A 12,416-nucleotide genomic window follows, 5' to 3' on the forward strand; every position below is an offset into this window, starting at 1 on the left:
GTCAGACTTTTTCGACTTCGGGACGGCCCAGGAGGCCGGTCGGCAGGAAGATCAGCACCACGATCAGGATCGAGAACGCCGCGACGTCCTTGTACTCGACCGAGAAGTAGGCCGACCAGAATGTCTCGATCAAGCCGATCGCGAGGCCGCCAAGCATCGCGCCAGGCAGCGAGCCGATGCCGCCGAGCACGGCCGCGGTGAACGCCTTGATGCCGGCAACGAAGCCCATGAAGAAATCGACCAGGCCGTAATAGAGCAGGTACATCATCCCGGCGACGGCGGCGAGCGCCGCGCCGATCACAAAGGTCATCGAGATCGTACGATCGACGTCGACGCCGAGCAGCGCCGCCATCGTCTGGTCCTGCTCGCAGGCGCGCATATCGCGCCCAAGCCGGGTGCGTGACACCAGCCAGGTGAACAGGCCGAGGAGCACGATCGTGGTGACCACGACGACGATCTGGATGTTGGAGAGCTGCACGACGAAGCCACTGTCGCCCTCATGCAGCGTATAGCCGCCGGTGATGATCGGCGGGACCGGCTTGACGCGCGCGCCCTGCGACACCTGCGAGAAGTTGGTCAGCACGAATGACATGCCGATCGCCGACAGCATCGGCGCCAGGCGGAAGGAATGGCGCAGCGGACGATAGGCGATCCGCTCGATGGTCCAGCCATACAGCGCGGTGATCGCCATCGACACCAGCAGCACGATCAGCAGGATTACCGGAACCGCGGTCAGTCCGATGGACACCAGCACCAGGAACGAGATCAGCGCGATGAAGCCGCCGATCATGAAGACGTCGCCATGGGCAAAATTGATCATGCCGACGATGCCGTAGACCATGGTGTAGCCGATGGCGATCAGGCCGTAGATCGAGCCGAGCACGAGGCCGTTGATGAGCTGCTGCGCGAAATAATCCATGAACTGCCGTTTCGAGACTGTCGATACTCGTTCGCAACGCGGCGGGGGCCTGGCGGACGGGGGCGGTATCTTCCGGCACCCGCGGCCGCAGACGGCGCGTCGGGCAGTACTAACAGCTAGGAACCGTCTGCCGCAACAGCGTGCAGTGCCGCATTTGAGAGCTTATCCCGCCTGCTTTGATGGCGGGTTCCATTGCCTAGGTTTCGCCGGACGATCCGTCCCTGCCTGAGGGTCTGAAAGACATCGTTAGAGGCAACGCATCAGAGGGTTCCCGCATTGGTTGTCTGGCCACTCGCGAGGGAGAGACGCATGACCGGACTGACCGACAAGAACCAGGGTCACCAGAACCCTGGACAGAATCAGCAGGGGCAGACCGGCGGCAAGCCGATCCGCCAGGACCAGGGGCAGGGAGTTGAACCGCAGCGGCCTGATCCCCAGGGCCAGGAGCGAGGAGGCTGAACGGTCTTTAGGAGCCATCAGGAGCCACCCCGCCTGCCGTCCTTGGAGCGCCCGTTAAGGTAAACAAAGGGTTTAAATTGCCCGCTGCATTTGTCGCGCGTTAGCTCGTCTGGAACTCGCCGGACGGGCGGGCGTGGGATGCAAAGGCGGGCGAGAGATGATCAAGAACTGCGTCATCAGGAACTGGCGGCTCAGCTGCGTCAATGGCGTCCTGCTGGCGCTCTATTTCGTGCCCGCCTGGACTCTGATCGCCTTGCAGATCATGGTCTCGCCGATCCAGGCGCTGTTCGCGCGGCCGAACATCGCGGTGGCCCTGTTCATCAGCGACCACCTGCACCTCTCCGGCATCGAGACGGTCCGCGCGGCCTGGCTGCTGGCGCTGGCGCGGCTGACGGTGGCAGGGTTCTTCGCGATGTTCGTGGTCTTGATCCTCGTCCCGCGGGTGCGGAAGGTGGCGGGCTACGTCGAGGCTCTGTCGATCGGGCTCGGCCTCGGCAGCGTGCTCACCTTCTTCAGCATGATCATGGCGGCGAAGGTCGGTGAGACGCAGGCGTTGCGCCTGCACGCCACCGAATTGTTGATGCTGCTCGGAACAGCCATCGTCATGCTCGTCGAGAAGCCGGTCTCGCCGTCGTCCGTGGCGGCTCCGGTCGAGCCGGCGGAGCCCGAAGTCACGCCCGCGACGGCCGCAGGCGCCAACGCCTGATCACCATTCCTGCGTTATGATGTCGCGCTGACCAGCGTCAACGCTGCGTGAGAAAGCCGAGCACGGCGTCGTTGAAGGGACCGGCCGCCTCGACATTGGAGATGTGCGCCGCATCCACGATCGTCAGGCTCGCGCCTGCGATCCTGCTGCGAATCGCTTCCGCCATCGAGATCGGCGTGGACTTGTCGTAGCGGCCGGCAACGACCAGCGTCGGGCTCTTGACGTTCGACAGATCGTCGCGCAGGTCCAGGGCGCGCAGCGCCTCGCAGCAGGCGAGATAGCCTTCGACCGGAGTGGCCACCAGCATCGCCTTCATCCGCTCGGCGACATCCGGATGACGATCGCGGAACTCCTGTGTCAGCCAGCCGGCAATGATGGTATCGGCGATGCCCGCGAGGCCGCTGTCCCGGACCGCCTTGATCCGCGCGTCCCAGATCGCCGGATCAGGGTAATAGCAAGTGGTGTTGGCGAGGACGACCTTGCCGATCCGCTCGGGCGCGTGCGCCGCGAGCCACTGGCCGACCATGCCGCCCATCGACACGCCGCACCAATGCACCTTCTCGATGTTGAGGTCATCGAGGATCGCCAGCGCGTCGCGGCCGCATCGCTCGATCGAATAGGGCCCCGGCGGGACCTGCGATTTGCCATGGCCGCGCCGGTCATAGCGGATGACGCGGAACACCTGCGTGAAAGCACGCATCTGCGGCTCCCACATCTGCAAGGTCGAGCCGAGCGAATTCGACAGCATCAGGGTCGGCCCGCCGTCGCGGCCCTCGACGGTGACGTTCAGCAGGCAACCGTCGGCATCGATCATCGGCATGGGCGCAATCCTTGTCGCAGGAGGCGGCCACCGCCGCAGGAATCGTGCAGATTTGATGGCGAACTAACCATTGCGGCCGCCGTCTGCCAACCAAAACCGGTGGGTCACGAGACCCGGAATGCTGCGGTGCTCCAGCGATTCTGCAACGCTTGACGGCGCTGCTCGCCCTTCCTTTTGGGCGTTTGGTGCTTTACTTGAATGCCTCTAACCGCGCCAATCGGGGGGAGATGCATATGGCAATGACGATGACGGGCGAGGTCCAGCTGGCGGCTCCGCGAGAGGCCGTCTGGGCCAAGCTGAACGATCCTGAGGTGCTCAAGGCCTGCATTCCCGGCTGCGAGGAGCTTGAGAAGACCGAGGATGGCGGCTTCCGCGCCGTCGCGAAAATGAAGGTCGGACCGGTCTCCGCGCGCTTCAAGGGCAAGGTCACCTTGAGCGATCTCGATCCGCCGAACGGCTACAAGATCTCCGGCGAGGGCGAGGGCGGCGTGGCCGGATTCGCCAAGGGCGGCGCGGTCGTCGGTCTGGCGGAGAAGGATGGCGGCACGCTGCTGAGCTACAATGTCGACGCGCAGATCGGCGGCAAGCTGGCGCAGCTCGGCCAGCGCCTGATCAACGGCGCCGCGAAAAAGCTCGCCGACGAATTCTTCGCGAACTTCGCAAAGGCCGTCCAAGGATGATGGATCAAGGCTGATTGCAACGGACCCATGCGCCGCCGGTGGCGAGGTTGCCCGCCGCCGGGAGCGTCAATATGATGGTTTTCGACCGATTTTTGCTGGGCTGCGCTGCAGTGCAACGCTGTGCGCGGAATATAGAGAGTCCTGAATGGCCAAGATTTCCATGATTGTGAACGGTAATCCCGTCACGGCGAATGTCGACCCGCGGACGCTGCTCGTGCAGTTCCTGCGCGAAAATCTGCGCCTCACCGGCACCCATGTCGGCTGCGACACCTCGCAATGCGGCGCCTGCGTGGTCCATCTTGACGGCAAGGCGGTGAAGTCCTGCACGACGCTGGCGGTAATGGCCGACGGCCATGAGGTCCGCACGATCGAGGGGCTCGCCGCCGACGGCGCGCCGCTGCATCCGATGCAGGAGGCTTTTCGCGAGCATCATGGCCTGCAGTGCGGCTTCTGCACGCCCGGCATGATCATGACCGCGGTCGATCTCGTCCACCGCAAGGGCCATGAGCTCAGCGAGGAGACGATTCGCGAGGAGCTAGAGGGCAACCTCTGCCGCTGCACCGGTTATCAGAACATCGTGCAGTCCATTGCCGCCGGCGCCAAGGCGATGGCGAAGTCAGACCTCGCCTAAACGTCGGACATCGCCTCAGTCGCTCCCGCCGCACGCAGGATATTCTCCCATGTACGAATTCAAATATCACCGGCCGGCCACCGTGCGCCAGGCCGCCAATCTCCTCACCAAGAACGAGGACGCCAAGCTGGTCGCCGGCGGCCACACGCTGGTGCCGGTCATGAAGCAGCGGCTTGCCAGCCCGCCGGCTCTCGTCGACCTCTCGCACGTCGAAGGCCTCGACACGATCGAGGTCAAGGGCCGCAACCTCGTGATCGGCGCCATGGCGCGCCACGCTGAAGTGGCGAACTCCGCCACCGTTGGCGAGGCGATCCCCGCGCTGGCGCATCTCGCCGGCCTGATCGGCGATCCCGCCGTGCGGCATCGCGGCACCATCGGCGGCTCGATCGCCAACAACGATCCGACAGCGGATTATCCCGCGGCGTGCCTCGCGCTCGGCGCGACGATCGTCACCAACAAGCGCAAGCTCAAGGCCGAGGAGTTCTTCCAGGGTCTGTTCACGACGGCGCTCGAGCCGGACGAGATCATCACCAAAGTGAGCTTCCCTCTGGCGAAGAAGGCGGCCTATGTGAAATTCCGCAACCAGGCCTCGCGCTACGCGCTGGTCGGCGTGTTCGTCGCGCGCCGTCCGTCGGACGTGCGCGTCGCCGTCACCGGTGCTGGCGCCAACGGCGTGTTCCGCGTGACCGCGTTCGAGGAGGCGTTGCAGAAGCGCTTCTCGCCCAAGGTGCTGGAAGGCATCCCGGTCTCGGCCGAGGGCCTCAACACCGATATCCACGGCAGCGCCGAATATCGCGCCCATCTGATCGGCGTGCTCGCGCGCCGCGCGGTCGATGCCGCCAATGCCGGGGCCAAGGCCTCGACGGCGTCGGACGGAGCCGCCGAGCCCGACGCGCCGGCGTCGTGACGTCGAAGGAAGCGGTCTCGCCATGAGTGATCCGGCTCTGCCAGCATCCGTCGATGCAATGCTCGAATTGTTGTCGTCGCGCGGCTATCTGGCCGAGCGATCGCTGGCGACGGTGACCTATCTGTCGCTGCGCATGGGCCGGCCGCTGTTCCTCGAAGGCGAGGCCGGCGTCGGCAAGACCGAGATCGCGAAGGTGCTGTCCGCGGCACTCGGCCGGAAGCTGATCCGCCTGCAATGCTACGAGGGTCTCGATGTTGCCTCCGCCGTCTACGAGTGGAATTCGGCCGCGCAGATGATCGCGATCCGGCTGGCGGAGGCCGGTGGCGACGTCGACCGCGATCAGTTGTCGTCGGACATTTTCGCCGACCGCTATCTGATCAAGCGCCCGCTGCTGCAGGCGCTGGAGCCTGATGTGGCGGGCGCCCCGGTGCTTCTGATCGACGAGCTAGACCGTGCCGACGAGGCCTTCGAGGCTTATCTGCTCGAAATCCTCTCCGACTTCCAGGTCACGATCCCCGAGTTCGGCACCGTTAAGGCGCCGCATCCGCCGATCGTCATCATCACCTCCAACCGCACCCGCGAGATTCACGACGCGCTGAAGCGGCGCTGCCTGTATCATTGGGTCGACTATCCCTCCGCCGAGCGCGAGCTCGCCATCGTCAAGACGCGGCTGCCAGGCATCTCGCAGCGGCTCTCGCAGCAGATCGTGCGCTTCGTGCAGACACTGCGCGACCAGGACTTCTACAAGTCGCCCGGCGTCGCCGAGACGCTCGACTGGGCCACCGCGCTGACCGAGCTCGACGCGCGCTCGTTGAATGCCGAGGTGGTCGGCGACACGCTAGGGGCGTTGTTGAAATATCAGGATGACATCGCCCGCATGCAGGGTGATGCGCTGAACAAGGTGATCAAGGACGCGACCAGCGAGACGTAGTTCACGCTGGTGCCGACAATGACGGTCGTCATTCCGGGATGCGTGCGCAGCACGCAGGACCGGAAACCATTACCACGATCGTGCGTATGGCTTCCGGGCTCGCGCTTCGCGCGACCCGGAATGACGAACATAGTTGTGGGCATGCCGGGAACGACGAGGGTCAACACATGCCCACCAGCATCAATCACCTGGCGCCGCCGACTGGCGGCATCGCCGATAACATTGCGGGTTTTGCGCGCGCGCTCCGTGCCGCGGGCCTTCCGGTCGGTCCCGGCGCCGTGATCGACGCCATGACCGCGCTCGAAGCCATCGACATCGGCAAGCGGCCCGACGTCTTCACCACGCTGGAATCGATCTTCGTCAAGCGCCACGAGCACGCGCTGATCTTCGCCCAGGCCTTCGACCTGTTCTTCCGCCCCGCCGAGGAATGGAAGTCGATGCTCGATTCGGTGCCGCTGCCGGACCACGCCAAGAAGAAGCCGCCGCCGGCCTCGCGCCGCGTCCAGGAGGCGATGTCGCAGCCGCAGATGCATGAGGAGCCGAAGGCGCAGGAGCAGGACCTGCGGCTGTCGGTGTCCGACCGCGAGGTGCTGCAGAAGAAGGATTTTGCGCAGATGAGCGCGGCAGAGATCGCCGAGGTCGCGCGCGCCATCGCCAAGATGCGGCTTCCGCAGGCGGAGCTGAAGACCCGCCGCTACACCGCCGATCCGCGCGGCCACCGCATCGACATGCGCAAGACCCTGCGCCAGGCGCTGCGCACCGAGGGCGAGATCATCAACTTCCATCGCCTGGGAAGAATCGAGAAGCCGGCACCGATCGTGGCGCTGCTCGACATCTCCGGCTCGATGAGCGAGTACACGCGGCTATTCCTGCATTTCCTCCACGCCATCACTGACGCCCGCAAGCGCGTGTCGGTGTTCCTGTTCGGCACCCGCCTGACCAACGTGACGCGCGCGCTGCGGCAGCGCGATCCCGACGAGGCGCTGGCGAGCTGCTCGGCCAATGTCGAGGACTGGGCCGGCGGCACCAGGATCGCCACCTCGCTGGAGACCTTCAACAAGCAATGGGCGCGGCGCGTGCTCGGGCAGGGCGCCATCGTGCTCCTGATCTCCGACGGGCTGGAGCGCGAGGCCGACAGCAAGCTCGCCTTCGAGATGGACCGGCTGCACCGCTCCTGCCGCCGGCTGATCTGGCTGAACCCGCTCTTGCGCTATTCCGGCTTCGAGGCCAAGGCGCAGGGCATCAAAACCATGCTGCCCCACGTTGACGAATTCCGCCCGGTACATAACTTGACGTCGATCGAGGCGCTGATCTCGGCGCTGTCGGCGCCGCTGCCGCCGCATAGCCGCAGCGCGATCCGGCCCGCCGCCTGATCAATCCGACAAGGAGAGAGCCATGCTCAACCGCGACGAAGACATCCTCAAGGCCGCCGAGGACTGGCACAAGGGCGGACACGGCGTGGCGCTGGCCACGGTGGTCGAAACCTGGGGCTCGGCGCCGCGACCGGTCGGCTCCAACCTCGTGATCAACGACGAGGGCACATTCCTAGGCTCGGTGTCGGGCGGCTGCGTTGAAGGCGCCGTGGTCACCGAGGCGCTGGACGTGATCTCCAGCGGCCAGCCGAAGATGCTCGAGTTCGGCGTCGCAGACGAGACCGCCTGGAATGTCGGGCTGTCGTGCGGCGGCACCATCCGCGTGTTCGTCGAGAAGGTGGGTTGATCGATGCAGCTGTCGACACTGGCCGAGCTCAACGCCGAGCGCGCCGCACGCCGCCCGGCCATTTTGGTCACCGACGTCGCCTCCGGCGAGCAGCGCCTGGTGAAGGCTGCCGCCATCGCGGCCGATCCGCTGCGTGACGAACTTGCCAAGCATCTGCGCATGGGCAAGAGCGGCATGGTCGAAGCGGGTGGCAAGCGGCTGTTCCTGAACGTCTATGCCCCCACGGCCAAGCTCGTGATCGTCGGCGCCGTCCATATCAGCCAGGCGCTGGCGCCAATCGCCAAGTCGCTCGGCTATGACGTCACCGTCGTCGATCCGCGGACGGCATTCGCCAGCCGGGAGCGTTTCCCGGACGTGCCGCTGATCGCCGAATGGCCCGACGTGGCGCTGCCGCCGCTCAATGTCGATCACTACACGGCCTTCGTGGCGCTGACGCACGATCCGAAGATCGACGACCCGGCGCTGCTGCACGCGTTCTCGCGCGACTGCTTCTACATCGGCGCGCTCGGCTCGCGGAAGACCCACGCCAAGCGTTACGACCGGCTGCGCGCGCAGGGGGCCAGCGACGCCGACATCGCGCGCATCCACGCGCCGATTGGCCTCGCCATCGGCGCGGTCTCCCCGTCCGAGATCGCGGTCTCGATCATGGCCGAGATCACCGCGACGCTACGTTTGCCGGCCAAGGAAAAAGAGCAGGCGGCATGAAGTTCGGTCCTGCCAGCCCGGCTGAGGCGATCGGGGGCGTGACGGTCCACACCCTGCGCAAAGGATCATTGGTGCTCAAGAAGGGCACCTTGATCGGTCCCGCTGAGGTCGACGCGCTGGTCAGGGAAGGCGTGAAGGAGATTGTCGTCGTCAGGCTTGAGCCCGGCGACGTGTCTGAGGACGAGGCGGCTGCCGACGTCGCCAAGGTCGTGGCAGGCAAGGGCATTTACGTCGACCGTGCCTTCACCGGCCGCGCCAATCTGTTCGCGGCCCGGCCCGGTGTGCTGGTGATCGACCGTGCGGCAGTGGATCGCATCAACGAGGTGGATGAGGCCATCACCTTCGCGACCCTGCCGGCGTTCAAGCCGGTGGTGGAAGGCGAAATGGTCGGCACCGTCAAGCTGATCCCGTTCGGCGTCCAGGGCCACCTGCGCGATGCCGCCGTCGCGGCTGCAGGCGGCGGCGCGTTGAGCATCGCGCCCTACATCATCAAGCGCGTCGGCGTTGTCTCGACGATACTCCCTGGCCTTGCGCCCAAGGTCATCGATAAGACGCTGCGCGTCACCGCCGAGCGCCTGGCGCCAGCGGGCGCTACGATCGTCGCCGAGCGCCGCGTGCCGCATGAGCAAGCCGCGCTGGCTGCCGCGATCAAGGAGCTGCTTGGCCTCGGCGCCGAGCTTGTCATCGTGTTCGGAGCTTCCGCCATCGCCGATCGCCGCGACGTGATCCCGGCGGCGATCACCGGCATCGGCGGCGCCATCACCCATTTCGGCATGCCCGTCGATCCCGGCAACCTGCTCCTGATCGGCAGCGCCGGAGGCGTTCCGGTGCTCGGCGCGCCCGGCTGCGCCCGCTCGCCGGCCGAGAACGGTTTTGACTGGGTGCTGATGCGGCTGCTCGCCGGCATCAAGGTCAGCCGCGCCGAGCTGACCGCGATGGGCGTCGGAGGCCTGCTGATGGAGATCGTGACGCGGCCGCAGCCGCGCGCCAAGCCGGAGGAGAGCGGAGGCGAGCGCAAGGTTGCGGCGATCGTTCTCGCCGCGGGCCGCTCGACTCGGATGGGCGGTCCTAACAAGCTGCTCGCCGAGCTCGATGGCAAGAAGCTGGTGCGGACGGTCACCGAGCAGGCGCTGGCCTCGAAGGCGAGCGAAGTCATCGTCGTCACCGGCCATCAGGCCGAGCTGGTCGAGCAGGCGCTGTCCGACCTTCACGTCCGCTTCGTCCGCAATCCCGATTTCGCGGGCGGGCTCGCCAGCTCAGTGAAGTCAGGCATTGCCGCGGTGCCGGATGGAGTCGACGGCGCCGTGGTTTGCCTCGGCGACATGCCGATGGTGTCATCCGACCTGCTCGATCGTCTGATCGGCGCCTTTGCGCCCGATCGCGGCAATTTGATCGTCGTACCTGTCTCGGAGGGACGCCGTGGCAATCCCGTGCTGTGGTCGCGCCGGTTCTTCGCCGAGCTGATGACGCTCGACGGCGACGTCGGGGCGCGGCACCTGATCGCCAAGCACAGCGAGGCCGTCGCCGAGGTGCCGGTCGATGGCGACAGCGCTTTCCTGGATATCGATACGCCCCAGGCGCTCGAGGCGGCGCGGCGCGGGTAAAGCCCTGTAGCCCGCATGAGCGCAAGCGAGATGCGGGTTCTCACGTGCTGTGTCGGTGACCCGCATGTCCCTTGCGCTCATGCGGGCTACGGTCTCCATCTCAACCTCTCATTCACCAAGTTTCAACGACCCCCGGCTAGATTTACCGCATTGGGCCTCGGGGGAGGAAACTTTGATTGTCTCAACCGCCGCGCGACGTGTCGCGCTGTTTGCATTTGGATTGACCGTGATCGTCGGCGCCGCCCGCGTCGCCACCACCGTCATCAGCCCGGCGCATGCCGCCGGCGCCTTCGCCATCGGGCAATGCGCGGCCTATGGCCAGGCCTTCGACTATCCGGCAGAGCATCTCGCCAAGGCTGCGGCGCTCAAGCAATGCAAAGGCGAGTGTACGGCGGTGACGATGAAGAAGGCCTGCGCCGCGTTTGCCGTCGACCTCACCAATCCCTGCGGCCCGCATGGCTATGCCGTACGCCCGAAGATCTCGGCCTCGCTCAACGAGGCGACGCGCGAATGCTATAAATATGGCGGCAAGGAATGCGTCATTCGCGCCTGGGTCTGCGACGCCAAGGGCTGACCAAGGGCTGACCAAGCGCTGATCTCGGCTTGATGGACCGAGTTCCAAGTGCACACACTTTCAATTCGCTGCTTCACGCCCCGACTGGCTCGGCTATTCTGGGCATTCGCATCGATGGAATTGGAAGTGACATGCAATTCGACACCAAGATCGCGCTCATCATCCGCAATGATCTCGAAGCCTGGCAGAAGCTGAACGTCGCGGCTTTCCTCGCTAGCGGCATCGCTGCGGCATGTCCTGAATGTATCGGTGCGCCCTATGAGGACGGCTCGGCGACGAGCTATCACGCGCTGATCGGCCAGCCGATCCTGATCTACGGTGCGCCGGACAATGCCGCTTTGGCACGCGCGCTGGACCGCGCATTGACGCGCAGCGTCAAGCCGGCGCTCTACACCGAGGACATGTTCAAGACCACGCATGACGAGGCCAATCGCGCGGCGGTGAAGGCGGTGGCGCGCATAGATCTCAATCTGGTGGGGCTGGCGCTGCGTGCCGAGCGCAAGGTCGTGGACAAGATCGTCGACGGCTTGAAATTTCACGCCTGAGACCGAGTGAGCCATCTCTCGCCTGTCATGAAACTGTTACGCGTTGCGCAGCAAAGCGGCAGCGTATTTTGACACCGATCAAGACTGTCCTGGTTTCGCGTCATTAGTTTGCTCCTTAACTAAGGAGCAAACCGATGCAGACCATGAAAGCCGCCGTCGTCAAAGCCTTTGGCAAGCCGCTCGTCATCGAGGACGTGCCTGTTCCGGTGCCTGGTCCGGGCGAGCTTCTCGTCAAGCTGAAGGCCTGCGGCGTCTGTCATACTGATCTCCACGCGGCTTCGGGCGATTGGCCGGTCAAGCCGACGCCGCCCTTCATCCCAGGCCACGAAGCGGCCGGCGTGGTCGCCGCGCTCGGTGCTGGCGTGACCGACTTCAAGGTCGGCGATGCCGTCGGTGTGGCTTGGCTGCACGACGCGTGCTTGCGTTGCGAATATTGCGAGACCGGCTGGGAAACGCTGTGCGAGCACCAGCACAATACGGGCTACAGCGTGAATGGCGGCTTCGCCGAGTACGTCATCGCCGCGGCCGCATTCGCGGCGCGCCTGCCGGCCAACGTCGACTTCGCCAGAGTCGCGCCGATCCTGTGCGCCGGCGTCACGACCTACAAGGGCTTGAAGGAGACGGACACCCGTCCGGGCGAGTGGGTGGTGATCTCTGGCGTGGGCGGCCTCGGTCACGTCGCGATCCAATACGCCAAGGCGATGGGGCTGAAGGCGATCGGTCTCGACATCGCCGAGGACAAGCTCAAGCTGGCGCTGGAGGCGGGTGCCGCGCACGCCGTCAACGCGCTCGACAACGACGCCGTGGACCGCGTTCTCCAGATCACGGGGGGAGGGGCGCAGGGCGTGCTCGTGACGGCGGTCTCGACCCCGGCGTTCGCGCAGGCCTTGAAGATGGTCAGACGCAAGGGCACCGTCAGCCTGGTCGGCCTGCCTCCCGGCGAATTCCCGACGCCGATCTTCGACGTCGTGCTCAAGCGCATCACCGTGCGCGGCTCGATCGTTGGCACGCGGCGTGACCTCGACGAGGCCATCGCCTTTGCCGCCGAGGGCAAGGTGAAGGCGGAGGTCACCACGGCGCCGCTGTCGGAGATCAACACCATCTTCGACCGCATGAAGGCCGGCAAGATCGACGGCCGCGTGGTGCTGGATTTCACCTGATCATCGAAGGCACGTGTTCAAGGCGGCCGCCTCGCATCGGCGTGGCGGCCGTCTTG

15 protein-coding genes are annotated in these 12,416 nt (G+C 65.6%); 13 read left to right on the forward strand and 2 right to left on the reverse strand.

What is annotated here, in order from left to right; translation table 11 throughout:
- Nucleotide 1: 1 nt before the first annotated feature.
- Nucleotides 2–919: a branched-chain amino acid ABC transporter permease gene (locus BRADO_RS13375; protein WP_011925864.1), complete on the reverse strand. Its 918-nt coding sequence runs from the start codon at nucleotides 917–919 to the stop codon at nucleotides 2–4.
- Nucleotides 920–1,228: 309 nt separating this feature from the next.
- On the opposite strand from BRADO_RS13375, the gene BRADO_RS35405 reads away from it, so the two are divergent.
- Nucleotides 1,229–1,378 (forward strand): hypothetical protein, encoded by a 150-nt coding sequence (locus BRADO_RS35405; protein ID WP_173363500.1) that lies wholly within the window; start codon nucleotides 1,229–1,231, stop codon nucleotides 1,376–1,378.
- Between the two features lie 157 nt (nucleotides 1,379–1,535).
- Complete coding sequence (locus BRADO_RS13380) at nucleotides 1,536–2,084, forward strand: hypothetical protein (protein WP_011925866.1); 549 nt, start codon at nucleotides 1,536–1,538, stop codon at nucleotides 2,082–2,084.
- Nucleotides 2,085–2,121: 37 nt separating this feature from the next.
- Here the strand turns inward: BRADO_RS13380 and pcaD are convergent, their stop codons facing one another.
- Nucleotides 2,122–2,904: a 3-oxoadipate enol-lactonase gene (gene pcaD / locus BRADO_RS13385; protein ID WP_011925867.1), complete on the reverse strand. Its 783-nt coding sequence runs from the start codon at nucleotides 2,902–2,904 to the stop codon at nucleotides 2,122–2,124.
- A gap of 233 nt (nucleotides 2,905–3,137) precedes the next feature.
- On the opposite strand from pcaD, the gene BRADO_RS13390 reads away from it, so the two are divergent.
- The 11 genes from BRADO_RS13390 (at nucleotide 3,138) to adhP (ending at nucleotide 12,360) form a co-directional block, all read left to right on the forward strand.
- Nucleotides 3,138–3,584: a carbon monoxide dehydrogenase subunit G gene (locus BRADO_RS13390; protein WP_006612358.1), complete on the forward strand. Its 447-nt coding sequence runs from the start codon at nucleotides 3,138–3,140 to the stop codon at nucleotides 3,582–3,584.
- Nucleotides 3,585–3,729: 145 nt separating this feature from the next.
- Nucleotides 3,730–4,215 (forward strand): (2Fe-2S)-binding protein, encoded by a 486-nt coding sequence (locus BRADO_RS13395; protein ID WP_006612357.1) that lies wholly within the window; start codon nucleotides 3,730–3,732, stop codon nucleotides 4,213–4,215.
- 49 nt (nucleotides 4,216–4,264) lie between these two features.
- A complete protein-coding gene (locus BRADO_RS13400) occupies nucleotides 4,265–5,122 on the forward strand; it encodes a xanthine dehydrogenase family protein subunit M (RefSeq protein WP_011925868.1) in 858 nt (285 codons plus the stop codon).
- 22 nt (nucleotides 5,123–5,144) lie between these two features.
- Nucleotides 5,145–6,053 carry a MoxR family ATPase gene (locus tag BRADO_RS13405; RefSeq protein ID WP_011925869.1) on the forward strand — a complete coding sequence of 303 codons (909 nt, stop codon included), beginning with the start codon at nucleotides 5,145–5,147 and terminating at the stop codon, nucleotides 6,051–6,053.
- Between the two features lie 167 nt (nucleotides 6,054–6,220).
- Complete coding sequence (locus BRADO_RS13410; RefSeq protein WP_011925870.1) at nucleotides 6,221–7,426, forward strand: VWA domain-containing protein; 1,206 nt, start codon at nucleotides 6,221–6,223, stop codon at nucleotides 7,424–7,426.
- A 22-nt stretch (nucleotides 7,427–7,448) separates the two neighbouring features.
- Nucleotides 7,449–7,772, forward strand: coding sequence for an XdhC family protein (locus tag BRADO_RS13415; RefSeq protein ID WP_006612353.1), 324 nt, complete (start codon nucleotides 7,449–7,451; stop codon nucleotides 7,770–7,772).
- A 3-nt stretch (nucleotides 7,773–7,775) separates the two neighbouring features.
- Nucleotides 7,776–8,477 carry an XdhC family protein gene (locus BRADO_RS13420; RefSeq protein WP_011925871.1) on the forward strand — a complete coding sequence of 234 codons (702 nt, stop codon included), beginning with the start codon at nucleotides 7,776–7,778 and terminating at the stop codon, nucleotides 8,475–8,477.
- Complete coding sequence (locus BRADO_RS13425; protein ID WP_011925872.1) at nucleotides 8,474–10,081, forward strand: NTP transferase domain-containing protein; 1,608 nt, start codon at nucleotides 8,474–8,476, stop codon at nucleotides 10,079–10,081. Before BRADO_RS13420 ends, BRADO_RS13425 begins: the two co-directional genes overlap by 4 nt.
- Nucleotides 10,082–10,253: 172 nt before the next feature.
- Nucleotides 10,254–10,655 (forward strand): DUF4189 domain-containing protein, encoded by a 402-nt coding sequence (locus BRADO_RS13430; protein WP_041756456.1) that lies wholly within the window; start codon nucleotides 10,254–10,256, stop codon nucleotides 10,653–10,655.
- A gap of 131 nt (nucleotides 10,656–10,786) precedes the next feature.
- Entirely contained in the window at nucleotides 10,787–11,200 is a 414-nt protein-coding gene (locus BRADO_RS13435; RefSeq protein WP_011925874.1) for a DUF2000 family protein, read from the forward strand.
- A 134-nt stretch (nucleotides 11,201–11,334) separates the two neighbouring features.
- Nucleotides 11,335–12,360: an alcohol dehydrogenase AdhP gene (gene adhP / locus BRADO_RS13440; RefSeq protein WP_011925875.1), complete on the forward strand. Its 1,026-nt coding sequence runs from the start codon at nucleotides 11,335–11,337 to the stop codon at nucleotides 12,358–12,360.
- Nucleotides 12,361–12,416 lie beyond the last annotated feature (56 nt).

Source organism: Bradyrhizobium sp. ORS 278 (assembly GCF_000026145.1).
GTDB lineage: Bacteria > Pseudomonadota > Alphaproteobacteria > Rhizobiales > Xanthobacteraceae > Bradyrhizobium.

What these genes read in the sequence shown, in the direction of transcription:
- BRADO_RS13375 (WP_011925864.1), bottom strand. Translation starts at nt 919, where the DNA reads ATGGATTATTTCGCGCAGCAGCTCATCAACGGCCTCGTGCTCGGCTCG.
- BRADO_RS13410 (WP_011925870.1), top strand. Translation starts at nt 6,221, where the DNA reads ATGCCCACCAGCATCAATCACCTGGCGCCGCCGACTGGCGGCATCGCC.
- BRADO_RS13415 (WP_006612353.1), top strand. Translation starts at nt 7,449, where the DNA reads ATGCTCAACCGCGACGAAGACATCCTCAAGGCCGCCGAGGACTGGCAC.
- BRADO_RS13380 (WP_011925866.1), top strand. Translation starts at nt 1,536, where the DNA reads ATGATCAAGAACTGCGTCATCAGGAACTGGCGGCTCAGCTGCGTCAAT.
- BRADO_RS13420 (WP_011925871.1), top strand. Translation starts at nt 7,776, where the DNA reads ATGCAGCTGTCGACACTGGCCGAGCTCAACGCCGAGCGCGCCGCACGC.
- BRADO_RS13395 (WP_006612357.1), top strand. Translation starts at nt 3,730, where the DNA reads ATGGCCAAGATTTCCATGATTGTGAACGGTAATCCCGTCACGGCGAAT.
- adhP (WP_011925875.1), top strand. Translation starts at nt 11,335, where the DNA reads ATGCAGACCATGAAAGCCGCCGTCGTCAAAGCCTTTGGCAAGCCGCTC.
- BRADO_RS13405 (WP_011925869.1), top strand. Translation starts at nt 5,145, where the DNA reads ATGAGTGATCCGGCTCTGCCAGCATCCGTCGATGCAATGCTCGAATTG.
- BRADO_RS35405 (WP_173363500.1), top strand. Translation starts at nt 1,229, where the DNA reads ATGACCGGACTGACCGACAAGAACCAGGGTCACCAGAACCCTGGACAG.
- BRADO_RS13425 (WP_011925872.1), top strand. Translation starts at nt 8,474, where the DNA reads ATGAAGTTCGGTCCTGCCAGCCCGGCTGAGGCGATCGGGGGCGTGACG.
- BRADO_RS13435 (WP_011925874.1), top strand. Translation starts at nt 10,787, where the DNA reads ATGCAATTCGACACCAAGATCGCGCTCATCATCCGCAATGATCTCGAA.
- BRADO_RS13400 (WP_011925868.1), top strand. Translation starts at nt 4,265, where the DNA reads ATGTACGAATTCAAATATCACCGGCCGGCCACCGTGCGCCAGGCCGCC.
- pcaD (WP_011925867.1), bottom strand. Translation starts at nt 2,904, where the DNA reads ATGCCGATGATCGATGCCGACGGTTGCCTGCTGAACGTCACCGTCGAG.
- BRADO_RS13390 (WP_006612358.1), top strand. Translation starts at nt 3,138, where the DNA reads ATGGCAATGACGATGACGGGCGAGGTCCAGCTGGCGGCTCCGCGAGAG.